This window comes from Paenibacillus sp. UNC451MF, from assembly GCF_000686845.1.
GTDB lineage: Bacteria > Bacillota > Bacilli > Paenibacillales > NBRC-103111 > Paenibacillus_S.
Genome location: NZ_JMLS01000023.1, coordinates 69,991 through 86,943, shown reverse-complemented (window position 1 = coordinate 86,943; position 16,953 = coordinate 69,991). Strand labels below are relative to the sequence as shown.

General features: G+C 46.2%; 16 protein-coding genes and 1 riboswitch. Of the genes, 4 read left to right on the top strand and 12 right to left on the bottom strand.

Annotated features, from left to right (window positions below):
* Nucleotides 1-97: 97 nt before the first annotated feature.
* The 4 genes from BP97_RS39055 to metA form a co-directional block, all read right to left on the bottom strand.
* Nucleotides 98-1,474, bottom strand: coding sequence for an EAL domain-containing protein (locus BP97_RS39055; RefSeq protein WP_028551141.1), 1,377 nt, complete (start codon nucleotides 1,472-1,474; stop codon nucleotides 98-100).
* Between the two features lie 217 nt (nucleotides 1,475-1,691).
* Nucleotides 1,692-2,864, bottom strand: coding sequence for a trans-sulfuration enzyme family protein (locus BP97_RS0122525; protein ID WP_028551140.1), 1,173 nt, complete (start codon nucleotides 2,862-2,864; stop codon nucleotides 1,692-1,694).
* A 7-nt stretch (nucleotides 2,865-2,871) separates the two neighbouring features.
* Entirely contained in the window at nucleotides 2,872-4,050 is a 1,179-nt protein-coding gene (locus BP97_RS0122520; protein ID WP_028551139.1) for an aminotransferase class I/II-fold pyridoxal phosphate-dependent enzyme, read from the bottom strand.
* The gene (gene metA, locus BP97_RS0122515; protein WP_028551138.1) at nucleotides 4,047-4,973 is read right to left on the bottom strand and encodes a homoserine O-acetyltransferase MetA; all 927 of its coding nucleotides are present in this window, start codon (nucleotides 4,971-4,973) and stop codon (nucleotides 4,047-4,049) included. Before metA ends, BP97_RS0122520 begins: the two co-directional genes overlap by 4 nt.
* 119 nt (nucleotides 4,974-5,092) lie before the next feature.
* Nucleotides 5,093-5,234: riboswitch (SAM riboswitch) on the bottom strand.
* 541 nt (nucleotides 5,235-5,775) lie between these two features.
* On the opposite strand from metA, the gene corA reads away from it, so the two are divergent.
* Complete coding sequence (gene corA / locus BP97_RS0122500) at nucleotides 5,776-6,711, top strand: magnesium/cobalt transporter CorA (protein WP_028551137.1); 936 nt, start codon at nucleotides 5,776-5,778, stop codon at nucleotides 6,709-6,711.
* Nucleotides 6,712-6,828: 117 nt separating this feature from the next.
* Entirely contained in the window at nucleotides 6,829-7,260 is a 432-nt protein-coding gene (locus BP97_RS0122495) for a universal stress protein (RefSeq protein WP_036746368.1), read from the top strand.
* A 111-nt stretch (nucleotides 7,261-7,371) separates the two neighbouring features.
* Here BP97_RS0122495 and BP97_RS0122490 read toward each other — a convergent pair whose 3' ends face one another.
* Nucleotides 7,372-8,388 carry an HRDC domain-containing protein gene (locus BP97_RS0122490; RefSeq protein WP_028551135.1) on the bottom strand — a complete coding sequence of 339 codons (1,017 nt, stop codon included), beginning with the start codon at nucleotides 8,386-8,388 and terminating at the stop codon, nucleotides 7,372-7,374.
* Nucleotides 8,389-8,592: 204 nt separating this feature from the next.
* On the opposite strand from BP97_RS0122490, the gene BP97_RS0122485 reads away from it, so the two are divergent.
* A complete protein-coding gene (locus BP97_RS0122485) occupies nucleotides 8,593-8,904 on the top strand; it encodes a hypothetical protein (RefSeq protein ID WP_028551134.1) in 312 nt (103 codons plus the stop codon).
* Nucleotides 8,905-8,972: 68 nt separating this feature from the next.
* Here BP97_RS0122485 and ilvD read toward each other — a convergent pair whose 3' ends face one another.
* A complete protein-coding gene (ilvD, locus tag BP97_RS0122480) occupies nucleotides 8,973-10,658 on the bottom strand; it encodes a dihydroxy-acid dehydratase (protein ID WP_028551133.1) in 1,686 nt (561 codons plus the stop codon).
* A gap of 207 nt (nucleotides 10,659-10,865) precedes the next feature.
* Between ilvD and BP97_RS0122475 the strand changes: the two genes are divergently transcribed.
* Nucleotides 10,866-11,159 (top strand): DUF3055 domain-containing protein, encoded by a 294-nt coding sequence (locus BP97_RS0122475; protein ID WP_028551132.1) that lies wholly within the window; start codon nucleotides 10,866-10,868, stop codon nucleotides 11,157-11,159.
* Nucleotides 11,160-11,257: 98 nt separating this feature from the next.
* Here the strand turns inward: BP97_RS0122475 and BP97_RS0122470 are convergent, their stop codons facing one another.
* The 6 genes from BP97_RS0122470 to BP97_RS0122445 form a co-directional block, all read right to left on the bottom strand.
* Nucleotides 11,258-11,575 (bottom strand): cupin domain-containing protein, encoded by a 318-nt coding sequence (locus BP97_RS0122470; protein ID WP_028551131.1) that lies wholly within the window; start codon nucleotides 11,573-11,575, stop codon nucleotides 11,258-11,260.
* 97 nt (nucleotides 11,576-11,672) lie between these two features.
* A complete protein-coding gene (locus BP97_RS0122465) occupies nucleotides 11,673-12,440 on the bottom strand; it encodes a glycerophosphodiester phosphodiesterase family protein (RefSeq protein WP_156043283.1) in 768 nt (255 codons plus the stop codon).
* A gap of 25 nt (nucleotides 12,441-12,465) precedes the next feature.
* Entirely contained in the window at nucleotides 12,466-13,761 is a 1,296-nt protein-coding gene (locus tag BP97_RS0122460; protein WP_028551129.1) for an ABC transporter substrate-binding protein, read from the bottom strand.
* Nucleotides 13,762-13,790: 29 nt separating this feature from the next.
* Nucleotides 13,791-14,618 (bottom strand): carbohydrate ABC transporter permease, encoded by an 828-nt coding sequence (locus tag BP97_RS0122455; protein ID WP_028551128.1) that lies wholly within the window; start codon nucleotides 14,616-14,618, stop codon nucleotides 13,791-13,793.
* Between the two features lie 103 nt (nucleotides 14,619-14,721).
* Nucleotides 14,722-15,603, bottom strand: a complete 882-nt coding sequence (locus BP97_RS0122450) for a carbohydrate ABC transporter permease (protein WP_028551127.1) — start codon at nucleotides 15,601-15,603, stop codon at nucleotides 14,722-14,724.
* A 211-nt stretch (nucleotides 15,604-15,814) separates the two neighbouring features.
* Complete coding sequence (locus tag BP97_RS0122445) at nucleotides 15,815-16,906, bottom strand: alcohol dehydrogenase catalytic domain-containing protein (RefSeq protein ID WP_028551126.1); 1,092 nt, start codon at nucleotides 16,904-16,906, stop codon at nucleotides 15,815-15,817.
* Nucleotides 16,907-16,953: the final 47 nt, after the last annotated feature.

Sequence of the window (16,953 nt, the reverse complement as noted above, 5' to 3'; positions counted from 1 at the left end):
TAATCGTACCACAAACCGAGGGCCTAGTCATTAAAAAAGAGACTGGCAGATCGAGGCTTCTCCCCGCTCCGACAATCTCCTGACACACTTTTGGCAATTATACCAGCACCATGTTCGCTTGGCGGCTGCGTTGAATTTTTGCTTTTAGCAGATCGAACCGCTGCACTCGTTCCTGGTCTGCCGCCAAAGGCTCCGGTCTTGCAAAGTAGAAGCCTTGTCCCATTTGCACCTTCAAATCGTACAGCATCTCCGCTTCCTCTTCGCGTTCTACGCCCTCTGCAATAACCTGACAATTAATGTTTTCGGCAAAATGCATGAGCGAGCGAAGCAGGGATTGCTTCACGGTCATTTGATCGATATTTTGAATGACGGACTTGTCAATTTTGATGATGTCGGGAATGAGCTCTGTGATCGATTGAAGGCTGGAATAACCTGCACCCGCATCGTCTACGGCGAATCGGAAGCCAAGAGAACGGTATTTGGCCATCAACGCTCCCATGAAATTAAAATCTCGAATTGCATGCCGCTCCGTTATTTCTAGTACGATCTGGGACGGAGCCACCGAAGGATGCTCTTTTAGAAGCATCAGCAATTGCTCCAGCAATAACGGATGAGATAACGTCACAGGCGTTATATTAATAAACACTTGTTCCTTGATGCTTCGTTTAGACATTTCCTCGAAAGCTTTTTTCATGACCAAAAACTCCATTTTAGACAGCACATCCGCCTGATAAGCAAAATCAAACAGCTCGGCAGGGCTGTGAAAAGGAGTATTTTGTGGACCGCGGGTCAATATTTCCCATCCAAAGATGTCTCCGCTCGTTAAATTCATAATTGGTTGGGCTAATACGGAAATATTCTCCGTCTCTATTATATCAATTAGCTGTTGCCTTGATTGGGAGAAATGAACAGGCAGCCTCTTTGTAGCAATAGACAAAGCATACCGATAGGCGAATTGAATCGCTACTTCGATATTCTCCATTTCAGGACCCATCATATAACAGCCGGATTGGAAGGAAAAAGAGCTCTCTTGCTTGGCAAAGCCTGGCATACGCAAGCTGGCTTGCAGCTCCGCGCACAACTGCTGCCCTTTTTGTTGAAGGGTATCATAGGAAAAGCTTGGCTGCTGCTTCACAAACAAGCAAATATCTTCATGACCGAATCGTTTAATGCCGATTATATCCTGATGCTTAAAGTACTGCGGCAGCATGTCCATTATCGTATCATTGATTTGCTGCTGCAGCTTTTGAATGCTTGAATAAGAGTACGTTGAGAATAGCTGATGAACATCCTCCATATGAAACAAGATCAAATTGCAGCCCTTACCTTGGAGACGCTGCTGCTTTACCATCGAGGTAACGGGATCGCGTAATATAAACTCAGGAGGAAAATATTTCAGGGAACGGTTGGAGAAGGGTAAATAGGAAAGCATTTTGAATCGTTGTTTCCACATATTGATAAAAAGCGACGGCATTTTTTTCCCCCTCTACCTGCGAGCACCTTTTTGAACCATCATAACATGAGACCCTAACGTTGAATAGACATAATGTCCTAGGAAAGAGGCTATTGGCCCAAAATAATGCTTTAGAACTACCCTTGTCGAAATATGCTGTCAACCGTTGCTATACCGGCTTCAAACACAAAAAAACCGGTCAAATGCGTAAGGCATCTAACCGGCTTTCCTATATTTATTAATCGCGCAAAGCTTGGTCCAAATCTTCGATAATATCATCTATGTTCTCTAAGCCAACGGAGTAGCGAACAAGGCCGTCGGTAATGCCTCTTTCGAGCCGCACTTCCCTAGGCATCGCCGCGTGAGACATCAAAGCGGGATATGACAAGATACTCTCAACAGCTCCCAAGCTAACAGCAACGAGCGGTATTTGTACTTTGCCAAGCACCTGCTTGGCGCGCTCTTCCGAGCCTACGTCGAAGGAAACGACGGCTCCATAGCCTTTGGATTGCTTCTCATGGATCTCTCGACCTGGGTGATTCGGCAGTCCAGGGTAGTACACCTTGTCTACGAATGGATGAGAAGAAAGCCAGTCAGCAAGACGCCTTGCACTGATTTCATGCGCTTCCATCCGTGTCTGCAGCGTCTTCATGCCGCGCATCAGCAGCCAGCAATCGTATACTCCTAGAATCGTTCCAAGCACGTTCTGCACCTGCATCAGCTGGTTTCCAAGAGTATCGTCAGCTACAACAGCCAAGCCAGCCGTTACGTCACTATGGCCTCCCAAAAATTTGGTCGCACTGTGTAATACGATATCGACTCCGAATTCGATTGGGCGCTGGTGATATGGGGTCATGAACGTATTGTCGAGTATCGTCAGAAGGCCCTGCTTCTTAGCCCAAGCTGTAACTTGAGCAATATTGGTAATCTTTAGCGTCGGATTTGACGGGGTCTCCAAGTAGACAACCTTCGTATTCGGCTTATGTGCCGCCTTCAGTTGATCAAGATCGGTCATATCGACAAATGTAGTTTCTATGTTCATCCGAGTCATGATCGAGTTCAGAAGTCGATACGTTCCGCCGTAGACGTCCTCTGTACAAATGACATGATCCCCGGCAGACAGCAGCATGAAAGCCGCCGATATGGCCGCCATTCCTGAAGCGAAAGCAAAACCATGGGTACCGCCCTCCAGGAGAGCGATATAATCCTCCAGCGCTTGACGTGTCGGATTCCCCCAGCGGGAATAATTATACTCCTGAGGCTCATCCAGAGAAAACTGATGAAAGGTAGAAGCTTGATAAATGGGTACACTTGAGGCGCCCGTTCTTGGATCAATCTCTGCTCCGAAATGAATCAGCTTCGTTGCAAATTGTCGATTCGCGTGTGGGCTCTTGTTGTTATTCCCGGCCATTCCAGCTTTAAGCCCCCTCAATTTCCTCTTGCGCTAAATCAATAGCTCTCGACAGATCCGCGATCAGATCATCTACATGCTCGATCCCTACCGAATATCGAAGCAAACGGTCGTCAACACCTACTTGACGACGAATCTCTTCTGGAATATCCGCATGCGTCTGAACCGCAGGATAGGTCATCAATGACTCAACCCCACCCAAGCTTTCAGCAAAAGCAATCAGTTGAATATGGCGTAGGATCGGCTCAATATAACGGGCATCCTTCATTTTGAAGGAGAAAATACCGGTATTACCCGACGATTGCTTCTTCTGAATCTCGTGGCCCGGATGACTTTCCAATGCAGGATAGTATACGGATTCCACTTGAGGGTGATTCAACAAGAACTCAGCGACTTTCGTTGCATTATATTGATGGCGCTCCATGCGAATCGCCAATGTTTTCATGCCGCGCATCAACAGCCAGCTGTCCTGCGGATTCAATACAGCTCCAATGGAGTTATGCAAAAATGCCATTTGCTCCGACAGCTCTTTACCCTTGGTAACAATCAAACCTGCGAGGACATCGTTATGTCCTCCCAAATATTTGGTGGCGCTATGAATGACGATATCGGCTCCGAGTTCGATCGGACGTTGGAAAAATGGTGTCAGCAGCGTATTGTCTACGATAGACAAAATGCCTTTTTTGTTGGCCCAGCCGCAAACAAGCTCCAGATCGGTAATCATCATCAGCGGGTTCGTCGGGGTTTCGATCAACACAGCTTTCGTATTAGAGCGGTAGTTGGACTCGAGTGCATCCAGATCATTCGTGTCCACATATGTTGCGGTTACACCAAAACGCGACATGATCTTCTCCAGCAAACGGTAAGTCCCGCCATACAGATCAAGCGAAACGATCAAATGATCGCCTTGACTGAACAGCGCAAAAATCGTTTGCAGTGCAGCCATACCGGAGCTGCAGGCGAATCCGGCATCGCCGGACTCTAGACCTGCAATAGCATCCTCTAACACCTTGCGTGTAGGGCTTTTTGTACGGGCATAATCAAAGCCGGTGCTTTGACCAAGCTTCGGATGACGGAAAGCCGTGGATTGGTAGATCGGAAAGCTGACCGCTCCGGTTACCGGCTCCTCTTGCGAACCGATTTGTGCCAATCGGCTCTCTATTTGTAACTTCTTGTTTTCGTTCATATACAGTACTCCTCCTTGTGCAGATCAAACGGCGTCTCTTGGTAAACATAGTAGTTCAACCAGTTGGAAAACAACAGGTTCGCGTGCGCTCTCCAGGATACGAGCGGCGGTTGGGTCGGATCATCTTTCGGATAATAATTTTTCGGTACCGCCACATCCATACCTTTGTTCACGTCACGGTCATACTCATATTTCAGTGTACACGCATCATATTCCGAATGTCCGGTTACAAAAATTTGCTTGCCGTCCTTCGTCCCGACGATATACACTCCCGCTTCCGGAGATTCGGACAAGATTTCGAGCTCAGGATGATTTTCAATATCTTCTCTGCGTACTTCCGTATGACGGGATTGAGGAACAAAGAACATTTCGTCAAAGCCGCGAAGCAGTTTCACGTTGTGGGTGTTCACGAGATGAGTAAACACGCCGAACATCTTTTGCTCCAAAGGATATTTAGGAACATCGAAGTGGTGATACAAGCCGGCTTGAGCAGCCCAGCATATATGCAGGGTCGATGTCACATTCTCTTTGCTCCACTCCATAATTTGCGTCAGCTCTTCCCAGTAGTTCACTTCTTCAAAGTCAAGCTGCTCTACCGGAGCACCTGTAATGATGAGACCGTCGAATCTTTCGTTACGCACATCATCAAAGGTTTTGTAAAATTGCTCCAGATGCTCTGCGGAAGTGTTCTTGGACGTATGCGTCCTCGGATGCAGCAGCACGAATTCCACTTGCAGCGGCGTATTGCCGATAAGACGCAATATTTGAGTCTCTGTTGTTTCCTTGGTTGGCATCAAGTTTAATATAGCAATTCGTAACGGACGAATATCTTGGTGGAAAGCCACCGTTTCATCCATGACGAAAATGTTTTCGTTCAGCAAAATTTCTCTTGCAGGCAAATGATCAGGAATTTTAATAGGCATTGGTCAGTCACTCCTTTTTTGTAGGTGTTCATTTTTTGGAAGCAAACTCCTGCAAAAAGGCACTAAAAAAGGCCTTTTTCGCGCGCACGAGAAAGGCCTTGTCAATTTAACAATGTCCTCTCTCATCTCTCAGAAGCCATACGCTTCCGCAAGATTTAGCACCGTGCATTCCTTCCATTCCCGCTTATAGCGAGAATGCCGAAAGGTCTGTCGGTTGCCGGGTATCATCGGGCTAGTCCCTCCACCTGCTCTTGATAAGAGTTTGAAACTTAGATATGAAGTTGTTTATAGTCATACTGTATACGAAAACGACTTTATCGTCAAGACGTTAAAATAATATCCAGCGATGGAAAACCCTTCCCCTATCAAGCACCAATGTCCTTAAATCGCATACTGTAATATAGAGTGAAAACAACAAAAATCGATCGATTTCACCTTGAAGCATAACAAATGAACAGTTATACTAGACAAGTAATTCGACAACACTAGCAAAGGGGTGCACCAAACAAATGGACGGAGACCCGAGGAGTAGTATCTGCGTTCAACTACAACCGAATATTTCGTTTGGAATGCCGACGGCTTACGCCGTTGATTTCAATGCGCCGGCTTCTCCTTTGCTTATTCATATGCACAGCGATCAAGCTTATCTTTAACCATAAATTCATTTACTGGTGAAGGTGCCGTCCGTACGAATCAACGACGTTTCTTCCGTTTGTATTTCCTCACGAGCCGATTTAAGGCTGCCCTTATGGTTACATATCTAGGGTAGGCCTTTAGCAAGCCATGTGAAGGGGTGGAGCAGATGAAAGCACGTTTGGTTCAGGACGGCATTTTTACTTTAATTGAGGATATTACCCAAACGATGGAACCGCCGGAGCACGGTTTTTATTGGATCGATGCCGACGTTGATGATTTGACTATTTTACAGCCTTTATTTCATCTTCACGAATTAGCGGTGGAAGACTGTTTAACTGAGGAAGAGCAGCGGCCAAAGATCGAGCTGTACGACACGCATTATTTTATTGTGGTCAATAGCATCCGGTTCGATGATGAAGAAATTTTCCTGAGAGCCTTGAATATATTTCTCGGCAAACATTACATTATTACGGTTACGAGGCAAAAAATTAACGAGCTGCGTGTTTTGAAGCCGGTGCTGTGGGAAGAGGAAGTTACTGCACCCGACCGCTTCTTATATCATTTGATCGACCTTGTCGTCGATAATTATACGAATGTCGGTGACCGGATCGAAGCGAAGATAGAGAAGCTCGAAGAGGATATCCTCATGAACACGAAAAAATCGCATCTCAATGAGATTATCGGTCTTCGAAGCGAAATATTATGGCTTAAGAAAGTGCTCGTACCGCAAAAAGAAGTAATCAATACGCTTAATAAAAAAGAGCTTCGCCTGATCAGCGATCCGCTCAAAAAATATTTTGGAGATATCTATGAAAATGCCGTAAAAATTTCGGAAACGTTCGATACATTCCGGGATCTGATGGGCAACTTACGTGAGGCTTACCAATCCAGCCTATCAAATCGCGCCAACGAAATTATGCGCATTTTTACTGCCTTAACGACGATATTCATGCCATTGACTTTCATTACCGGTATTTATGGGATGAATTTCGAGCATATCCCCGGCATTCATTGGGAATATGGCGGAGTAGCTGCTGTCATTTTTATGTTCATCATAGGGATATCTATGTTTGTATTATTTCGCAAAAAAAATTGGCTGTAACCTCAAAATCTTGCCTTGGCTGCTAAAGCTGCTGGGGCAAGATTTTTTTGTTCCTGTTTCACCACAATGGCTTGGCGTGTAATAGTAAGCATTACAGGAAGGTTGAGGTGATTGGTTATGTTCGGCAAAATTTTATTAGCCTATGACGGCTCGGAAACGGCAAAAAATGCCTTAGAGCAAGCGATGGAAATGAAGATCTTGCTTCCGGATTCCATATTGGAAATTGTCCATGTAGCCCAATTGAATAATATCGTCGTCGGCGATGCTTTTATCACCAGCTCCGCTGCAGTGCAAGACGAGCTGCATGATGCTGCAGAAGCAGTGCTTGACGAAGCAAGGCAGCGGATCGCGTATCTTGGATTAGCTACAACAACTCTGCTGGAAGGCGGAGCCCCCGCTCAGATGATTCTTGACTATGCCGAAGCCAATCTATTCGATCTTATCATTGTCGGAAGCCGCGGGCTTGGCACGTTCAAAGAACTTCTTCTAGGCAGTGTGAGTTATGAAATTGTACAGCATGCCCAAATTCCTGTGCTGGTGGTTAAATAATCCTATATGCCGCGAGTATTCAAGTTTATTTAGGCAGCGGGGAGGCCAAGTTTCTCTTTAATAATTTCGGAACCAACCCGACTTCCCCGCTTTCAGCATCTGCGCTACTACTTAACCAGCAGCCGCTGTTGTTTTACTATTTTGAATACGTCTAAACTTAATCCGGAGCAGTCGGAGCCACTCATAGATGGTATCAATCTGCTTGGTATCAAGCTCGTCCTGTTTATAAAGCGTTTGAAGCACAGGCTTCAAAAAGCGATCTCCCTGAAGCTCAAATGCATCCCACGCTAATTGAAGCTCCTCATCGGGTACCCCTTGAAGCACAGCCTCAATGTAGGAATCCAAATCATACCCCTCGCGATCTAGCTCTTCAATCCACATTGCTAAGTCTCTTCGTTGTAATTTCGTTTCATCCTGAATCAACTCCAGGCTATCACCGCGGGAAATCGCTTCAAGGAGCTTGCTCTTAAGCTCTCTTTTATTTTGTTCCGCCTGGTCTCTTCGTTCTTTCTCTCGCTGCTTCCATTCATGGAACTCTACGAGATTAACCTGCGCTTCGACCCAATCGAGAGGGAATGAAGTTGTCCTAGTACAATTTTGAGTAAATTGAATCAACTCAGCACCATACATTGCCGCTTTATTAGGTCCGAAGCCAGGGAGCTGATTCAACTCTTCCGGTGTTTGTGGCAAATAAGCGCATATCATTCGCAGAAGACGGTTGGTTGCGACGAGAAATGGGGATTTGCCTTCCTTGCTCGCCTGCTTGAGCCGCCATTGCCGCAGCTCTTCATAGAGCTTCTCATCGGAATTCTCTTCGCTGTAATAATGCAAGAGCTGTGCGTACTCGGATTTGCTGCTAACAGGCGCCGCTTCAGCAAACAAACCCGCCCTCAGCATCGGCTTAAACCCGTCATGCTGCTTCATAATGAGATGCCTGCGAATCGAAGCTTGCAGTTCGTCCCAGCTCGTCCCTTCATACCAGGTTTCTTGAACCAGCTTCCCATCCTCTTTCGTTTCCTGCCATCCCGAAAACCAACGCCCCTTGCTCTCTCCCACCGAAACCTGAGCGCTTCGAGCGCGCCCCTCTCCTACTTGCTTCTCCATACTGTTCAAAAACAACAGCTTCATACAAACCCCTCCTTTTTTCGTATTCAAACGCAAAAAAGCACCCCTCCTACACATGACACATGGTAAGAGAGGTGCTTCCTCAACGATTTGAAATTATTCCTATTTTATCATAAACTGTCACTCAAAGCAATCCGCATAGCCGCTGTTGGATAAAGGGCATTCTAATATAAGCAACTATCACAGCAAGGAAGGTGATTTACGTTTATGAGTCATACCGATGATCAAAAAGACGGCTTCCTCAAAGAGGATCGGCATAAATATACGGATCTCAAGACCGTTGAATCGCAAAGAAACGATCTTACTGCTGAGGAGTTTCCAGAGGGTCCTTATGGGGCAAACCTGCACGAAGCTACTACAGAAAAAAGCTCTCCCTGGCGTATTGACCAACGTCCGCAGAATCGGTTTACGTACGAGAACCGCGAGCTTCATGCTGGTATCTCCAGAGACTACCCTGGCTCTCATCCAACTCATTCATACATTGACGGCGATGAAGAGCATGGAGTACCAGAGGAATAGCTGCAAAAAAAGGCAGGAGGAACGAAAAGTTCCTCTCTGCCTTCATTTACTTAAGCTGCGCTATGAAATTAAACCTTCATAACTCCGCCTGTGCTTGCATTTGTAACGAGCTTGGAATAACGAGCCAGGTAGCCTGTAGTTACTTTCGGCTCGAAGCCTTTCCAGTTGGATCTGCGTTTTTCGAATTCTTCGTCCGAAATTTGCAGTTGAATCGTACGGTTTTCCAAATCCAGCTCGATAATATCACCGTTTTCTACGAATGCGATAGGTCCGCCTTCAGCAGCTTCTGGAGAAATGTGACCGATGCTGATACCACGGGATGCGCCGGAGAAACGGCCGTCTGTGATCAGACCAACCTTCGCGCCAAGACCCATACCCACGATTTGGGAAGTAGGAGCCAGCATTTCCGGCATACCTGGGCCACCCTTAGGACCTTCATAGCGGATAACGACAACATGTCCTTCTTTTACATGGCCGTTAGCGATACCATAAAGAGCATCCTCTTGGGAATCAAAGCAGATAGCAGGACCTTTGTGATAGCCGCCAACCGATTTGTCAACGGCGCCCACTTTAATGATGGAGCCCTTAGGAGCCAGATTACCGAACAATACAGCCAAGCCACCGCGTTCGGAGTGCGGGTTATCCAACGGATGGATAACGTCTTTGTCTGCAATTTCACAGCCCGCTACGTTTTCACGAAGGGTTTTGCCTGTTACCGTGATACAGTCGCCGTTCAGAGCGCCCGGCTTTTTCAATAGCTCGTTGATGATCGCGCTCACGCCGCCTGCGTTGTGCACGTCTTCGATATGATAATCGGAAGCCGGAGCAATTTTCGCCAAGTGAGGTACACGGTTAGCGATTTCATTGATACGCTCGATTGGATATTCAAATCCTGCTTCATGAGCCAAAGCCAAAGTATGAAGAACCGTATTCGTAGAACCGCCCATAGCCATATCCAATGCGAAAGCATTGTCGATAGCTTCGATAGTGACGATATCACGAGGTTTAATATCTTGTTTGATAAGCTCCATCAATTGAGTAGCGGAGCGTTTAACGAATTCTTTACGTTCTGGAGAGATCGCAAGAATCGTTCCGTTACCAGGAAGTGCAAGACCAAGACCTTCTGCCAAGCAGTTCATAGAGTTGGCTGTGAACATACCTGAACATGAACCACATGTCGGACATCCATATTGCTCAAGCTCGAGCAAGCTTTTCTCATCGATTTTACCAACTTGGAAAGCACCAACGCCTTCAAATACGGAGGTCAAGGAGATCGCACGGCCATCGCTTGTTCTGCCGGCTTTCATCGGTCCGCCGCTGACGAACATAGTAGGAATGTTCACGCGAAGTGCGCCCATCATCATCCCTGGTGTAATTTTGTCACAGTTAGGGATACATACCATACCGTCAAACCAGTGTGCGGATACTACAGTTTCAAGTGAATCTGCAATGATCTCGCGGCTTGGCAGCGAGTAGCGCATGCCGATGTGTCCCATGGCGATACCGTCATCCACGCCGATGGTATTAAACTCGAAAGGAACGCCGCCCGCTTCGCGGATAGCTTCTTTAACGATTTTACCGAATTCCTGCAGGTGAACGTGACCTGGAACGATATCGATATAAGAGTTACAAACCGCGATGAACGGCTTGTCAAAATCTTCTTCTTTAACACCGGCTGCACGCAGCAAGCTGCGATGAGGGGCACGGTCAAAGCCTTTTTTAATCATGTCGCTTCTCATTTTCGGTTTAGACATATCTGGTGTGACCTCCTAGGTTAGTTTTGGCTAGTAAACAGACTTTCGTCGTTCTATCATTCTTTAAATTCTATCATGTTTGCACAGAAATGAAAATGTAAAATGTTCTTATGCGAAATATTATGTTTGCCTTTTGCCCGCAAGCGATTCTTCATGTATAATACAGAATACAATTCGATTGAAATGCGAGAACGGGGTGACGCTTACATGTCAGATTTGGATTACTTATATGATTCTAGCGAGGATACAACGACACGTTTTGTTTGCTTCGTTGGCGAATCGATGCGCCGCTTTGATTTGGCCATTACCAATACGAACCGTTTCTTTGGTAAAAAGCTCGTAACCGACTTGCAATCCGGACGGACTGCGGTCATTGGACCCGACGATTTGGAGGAAGAAGGCTACTTGGAGCATGTATACAAAATTACGGAAGAGGAAGCCGTAGAGCTGACCAATTTCCTGTCTCAAGTAGTTGGAGTCATTAATTTCACCGACATTTAGTCGGGTCCATAAAAAGACCGTTTGCAGCTGCCGCATGGCAGGTACAAACGGTCTTTTTGTCTATTATCCATCTAGTAAACTAGCAAAGATAAAGATTATTAACGCTTCACCAGATCCTCGCGTACCGGAGTGAACGAATCCAGCAATGCGCTTGGCTCAAGCGCTCTGCAGCCGTGCTTGGCTCCGCTAGGAATGAAGATCGTCTCTCCTTGCGAAATCACGTGTACTTCTCCGTCGATAGTAAATTCAAGCTTTCCTTTAAGACAGTAAGACAGCTGCTCATGAGGGTGGCTATGCTGATACCCTTCTGCATTTTGCTCAAAGTGGACTTCCATCATCATAATCGTTTGACCTGGCGCGAAAATTTTACGTTTAACGCCCGGCTCCGCATTTTCCCATACTCCGATATTGCTCATCCGTTAGGGCCTCCTCTGCATTTAGACGCTAATCCTATCATTGGTAACGTTTGCTAACGAAATCTAGTATACCTGATTAGCGCAAGCTTTGGCTATCCTAACGCTTCAGTTGCTGACGGATTTGCAATGCCGGCTGCGGGTTGTTAACCGTCATAAGCAAGGAGCCTGTGCCTATCGCATAGAACACCTGCTGCTCCGTATCAGGACAATAACACCACGGGAGAATTCCCTGCTGTTCATATTCCTGGACCCGCTGCGGGGTCAGCAGCTTCATGCTGATTCCTACCGCCCACATTTTGGACAAGGTGCCTTCAGCTCCAGCAACGTAGTTAGACATAAGCTCGCCGGGAAATCCCTGCGTTTTTAGCTCGTATTTATCATGAATGTAAGCGAGCACCTCGGCATCGAAGCAAGTAAACACACATCTCGGAAGATACTCGTAACGGCTAAGAATCGCAATGGCAGCATCGGCCACTTCTTTGGCATCTGGGCTGGGCTTGATCTCTACATTAAGGAGAACATCCGGATACAATTTCATCAAATCACAAAATTCCTCAAAAGTAGGAATCTTAAGTCCTTCATACACCTTACCGAACCAGCCTCCAGCATCCAATTGCTTCAGCTCCGCTGATGTAAAATCGCTCACCTTCCCGGAACCGTTAGTCGTCCGGTCCACAGTCGCGTCGTGGATGACCATGACCACTTTATCCTTGGAGAAACGCAGATCGAACTCCAGCATATCGACACCCAATTCGATCGCTTTCCGAAAAGAAAGCAGCGTATTTTCCGGGTACTCCGATTTCCAGCCCCTATGGCCTGCGACGATGATCGATTGGTTATTTTGAAGATTAGATATCATTTTCATAAACGTTCCTTTCCATTCTTTATGTTTATTTCTTGAGAATTCGTTCGGTTTCCTTCTTGAACGTGTCGAGTGTGCTTTCGATATCTTTATTGTCATACATAATGGCTTGAATGGCTTTAAAGAACTCCTGCATATCCTGCGGCCAAGCTACGTGCTTATTCGTATCGACTGCGTATTGCAGCTGATCGTAGGCTACCTTGCGGTTTGGTTCTTTTTCCCACAACGCCTTCATTTGCTGTGAATCCGCCATTTTCTTAGTAAACGGCAAGTATCCGGAATCCAGAATAAACTGCAGACCGCCCTTCGGATCGGTCATTGCCCAATTCATAAATTCCCAAGCTGCATTTTTATTTGCGGAGCCAGACATCAATGCGAGGTTCGCCCCGCCGGTTGGAGTGGCATACACTTGATCCATTGGCAGGTAAGCCGTCACATACTCAAATTTGACATTGTCCTTTAAGCTTCCGATCACGCCTGTGGACTGGTACATTATGCCGATCTTTCCGCTTGTGAACATCTGATTGACGATATTGCCGGAGTCCTGAGCCGGAGGATAATAAAGTGCACCCGTACTTTGCAAATCCTTTAGATACTTGAACGTTTTGACCCCTTCCCCGTTCGTAAAGCCAATGGAAGTGCCGGCATCGTTATAAAATTTACCCTTTGCTTGGGAAATCATCGCTATAGGGTACCAGGTATCATATGGCATGCTGACGCCATAGCGCTTGTATTCCCCATTTTCCTTAATGACCAGGGCATTCGCCACTTTCTTAAGTTCATCCCATGTTTTTGGAATCGCCAGGCCCTTCTCATCCAGCATCGTCTTATTAACGTGTAGAATCGGAGTAGAACGATTGAACGGCAAGGAAACAAGCTTTTTATTAAAAGTGGAGTGTCCCATGAGTCCCTGTGGGAAATCATCGGTGGATAGCTGCGATTTTTTCATATAGGGCGTCAAGTCCTCTAATACATCCGCGTCCGCAAACATTTGAACATAAGCGCGCTCAAGCATCGTCACGTCCGGTCCTGTTTTTGCAGCGACAGATTGCTGAAGCTTCGTTACCGTCTCATCATAAGAGCCTTGAAACGTGCCTACCACTTCGATCTTGTCATGGGTTTCGTTAAAGCGTTTGATCAGCTCGTTAATGTAATCTCCATTCTTCCCGCCTAGTGAATGCCAGAACTGTACGGTAGTTTTCCCTCCAGCGGTTGAGCCTGAAGGATTCGTAGTAGCTTGCTCCGTTTGGTTTCCCGAACATCCTGCAAGCAGGCCGGTAGTCATTGCCGTTGCCATTACGATTGCTGGAAGCCTTTTTTTCATCGGAATATCCCCTTCTTTTTATCCATTTTTTATTTGATGCCCGAATGTACAAAAGCTTTAACAATTTGCTTGGAAGCAAACGAATACACAATGAGGATTGGAACGACTAGAACTACGTTGCCAGCCATAATAATATGCCAATTGCTAATTCCTTCTGTCTCTCTTAGCATAGCGATCCCCATAGTAAGTGGGCGAACAGAGGCCGAATCCGTCATAACCAGAGGCCAGAAGTAATCGTTCCAATGGCTGACGAAGCTGAACAGCGCAATTGTGGCCAGTGCAGGCATCGACATAGGGATCATAATAGAGCGCATTATATGAAGCTCGCTCGCATTGTCCAGTCTGGCCGCTTCTATGAGCTCTTGAGGGATCTGCATAAAATATTGCCGAAGTAAGAAGATGCCGAAGGCGTTCGACATGAACGGAATAATTTGAGGAAGCAGCGACTTAATGAGTCCTGCATCCGCCAGCATCAAATATACAGGGATGAAGGTAACTTGACCTGGAATCATAAACGCCAGAAGAACCATTCCGAACATGAGCGTATTTCCTTTGAACTTGTACTTGGCAAAAGCATAGGCCGCCGGAATCATAACAGCCGATTGCAAAACGATAATGGATAGCGTAATAATAACCGAGTTCTTCGCATAGGTCGCGAACGGTCCCGCACTCATTGCCTTAACAAAGTTGATCCATTGAGGAACGGATGGAACCCAGGTCGGAGGAAACGTCAGCGTCTCCTCAAGCGTCTGTAGAGCGGTCGAAATCATCCATAAAAAAGGGAAAATAAACGTCATAAGCACGAGCAATTTCAGCAAAAAGCTTATAGACCGTTTGGCCGATTTGGCTGCTGTCATTGAACGAATGCTGTAAGCTTGAGCTGCTTCTACACTCTTTTCTCGTTGTGCAAGCACCCGTTAAGCACCTCCTTGTTGCGCGTCGTTTGAACATATATAAGACTTATTGATAATGAACCTTCTTGGACAGCACTCTAAAGTAGATGAAGGTGAGAACGGCGATAATCGCCATCAATACGACTCCGGTTGCCGAAGCATATCCTATACTGTTGGACCGGAACTCGTATATGTAATAAACAAGCGTAGTCGTTGAACCGTTCGGACCGCCTCCGGTCATAATTTTTACAGTGTCAAATACCTTGAATGAGCCGATCGTCATAATAACTAGAATAAAGAACAGCTGTGGAGATATAAGCGGTAGCGTGATTTTGAAAAAAACATGAGCCTTGCTGGCGTTATCTAGTTCAGCCGCCTCATAAATTTGAGGATTGACCCCGTGAAGGGCGGCGACAATAATCAGCGTATAGTAGCCGATATTTTGCCATACCGAGACAATAATGACCGAAAACAAAGAGGTGCTGGAGCTTTGAAGCCAAGGCATGGAAGGCAGACCTGCCGACTTTAAAATAAAATTGAGTACCCCGTGGCTTGGCTCCATAAGCCACATCCATACTAGGGCAACCGATACGATAGAAATAATGTGGGGGGTAAAAATACCGGCCTGCACAATTTCGTTAATACGCGACTTTCGCTTCAGGCAAACAGCGATAAGCAAGGATAAGGACATGGTTAGGAAAACGACTCCAACCGTATAAATAACGGTATTTAGCAGAGATTGGTAGAAGTCCTCTCGAGAGAAAATCTCGATAAAGTTATCGAGTCCGATGAACTTGCTTTTGTCCTTATTCAGCAAATTGTATTTATAAAAGCTTAACTTGACCAAATACAATACCGGATAAAGGACAAACAAGATAATACCGATCATAGCCGGTGCAATCATGACATAAGGGCGGACTGTGGTTTCCCATAGTTTTTTGGTATTCATGCTGTCGACCTCCTTCTGCTTGCAACACCGAAATAATGAAACGCACATTCCATCGATGCCAACCTTATCCCCCCTTGATTTGATTTGGACAATATTTACGAAACCTTAATGATTGCGCTTTCATAACATGATTTACTTTCCTGTCTGCACATGGTGCTCGGTTTACTTCATCTTGTTTCTGTAGTACAATTTTTACACGACTTTCACTGTGTCACCAGTGAAAGTCGAGATAAGTTTTTTTCCAGTCCCTGTGAGCCAGAGCAGATTCCATTGCGCCAGCTAGGTCGTCTGCTTTGCTCACTACGGTGAATTGGTCGGGCACTAACCGCCTTAACGTTGCTTGACAATCCGCTTGCTCCATCACATGGAGTACTTCTCGGAAATCTTTGTCTGAGCTTCTACTGCTCCCATGCATCGTTATGCCTTTTTCCAGTATGTCACGCGTGTTAATTGGAACAAGGTCCTCGCTCACCCCCATCGCAATGAGATGACCTCCCGGCTTCAGAATGCTGATCCCTTGATTGATAGCACTTTCGCTAAAACGGCCTCCCGTGCACTCCACTACAATATCTACCTTGTCACCGGCAGCAAAATCATAGCTCTGCACCATTCTCGTTTCAGCAAATGAAAATTCGTCCAGCTTTTCTCGTATGGCTCCAAATACAGTCAAGCGATCGCTGTTGATCTTATATGCGTGGTGAAGCATCGCTGCGGTTAGATAACCAACGGGTCCATCCCCGAATACAGCAACTTTTGCCTTATCCAACAAATGCCTGACCCCTCTAAGCGCCCGGTATGAAACGCTGCACAGCTCTGCCAATACAGCAATTTCATCAGACACGTCATCGGGAATAGGGATTAAGCATTGCTCTGGAAGCACCAATCTGCTTTGAGCTATCCCATCCGTGCCACTCCCTAGAAACTCACTGTTAGAGCAATAATTATCTTCAATCTCTCCCCGGCATGCCGGGCAGCATTGTTCTGGCTGCAGACCTCGAAGAAGATAACCCGGAACATAAGGAACGATAACCACTCTCTGACCTTGAGTAAACTGCTGCGAATTGCTTCCAACGACAGTCCCTATACCCTCATGAAGCAAAGCCATGGGTAATTTTCTCGCCAAAACTTCCGGCTTTCTTTGACCTCCGAAGTAGCGAAGATCGGCATGACATATGCTTGCGATCGTCGGTTCAACGACTACAAATCCCTCCCTTACCCCTCGTTCGATGAACAGCTCTTGAACGGTATAAGGCTGAGTCAATCGTAATGTGCGCGAATTTACTGTCGCTGCTGCTGTTGCCACTTACCGTAACACCTCCATGGAAATAATCCTGTATATTATGAATTTCC

Coding starts and splice junctions, on each gene's coding strand:
- BP97_RS0122455 (WP_028551128.1), bottom strand. CDS start 14,618: ATGACAGCAGCCAAATCGGCCAAACGGTCTATAAGCTTTTTGCTGAAA.
- BP97_RS0122465 (WP_156043283.1), bottom strand. CDS start 12,440: ATGAAAATGATATCTAATCTTCAAAATAACCAATCGATCATCGTCGCA.
- BP97_RS0122490 (WP_028551135.1), bottom strand. CDS start 8,388: ATGAAGCTGTTGTTTTTGAACAGTATGGAGAAGCAAGTAGGAGAGGGG.
- BP97_RS0122495 (WP_036746368.1), top strand. CDS start 6,829: ATGTTCGGCAAAATTTTATTAGCCTATGACGGCTCGGAAACGGCAAAA.
- BP97_RS39055 (WP_028551141.1), bottom strand. CDS start 1,474: ATGCCGTCGCTTTTTATCAATATGTGGAAACAACGATTCAAAATGCTT.
- BP97_RS0122520 (WP_028551139.1), bottom strand. CDS start 4,050: ATGAACGAAAACAAGAAGTTACAAATAGAGAGCCGATTGGCACAAATC.
- BP97_RS0122470 (WP_028551131.1), bottom strand. CDS start 11,575: ATGAGCAATATCGGAGTATGGGAAAATGCGGAGCCGGGCGTTAAACGT.
- corA (WP_028551137.1), top strand. CDS start 5,776: ATGAAAGCACGTTTGGTTCAGGACGGCATTTTTACTTTAATTGAGGAT.
- BP97_RS0122475 (WP_028551132.1), top strand. CDS start 10,866: ATGTCAGATTTGGATTACTTATATGATTCTAGCGAGGATACAACGACA.
- BP97_RS0122485 (WP_028551134.1), top strand. CDS start 8,593: ATGAGTCATACCGATGATCAAAAAGACGGCTTCCTCAAAGAGGATCGG.
- ilvD (WP_028551133.1), bottom strand. CDS start 10,658: ATGTCTAAACCGAAAATGAGAAGCGACATGATTAAAAAAGGCTTTGAC.
- BP97_RS0122525 (WP_028551140.1), bottom strand. CDS start 2,864: ATGGCCGGGAATAACAACAAGAGCCCACACGCGAATCGACAATTTGCA.
- metA (WP_028551138.1), bottom strand. CDS start 4,973: ATGCCTATTAAAATTCCTGATCATTTGCCTGCAAGAGAAATTTTGCTG.
- BP97_RS0122450 (WP_028551127.1), bottom strand. CDS start 15,603: ATGAATACCAAAAAACTATGGGAAACCACAGTCCGCCCTTATGTCATG.
- BP97_RS0122460 (WP_028551129.1), bottom strand. CDS start 13,761: ATGAAAAAAAGGCTTCCAGCAATCGTAATGGCAACGGCAATGACTACC.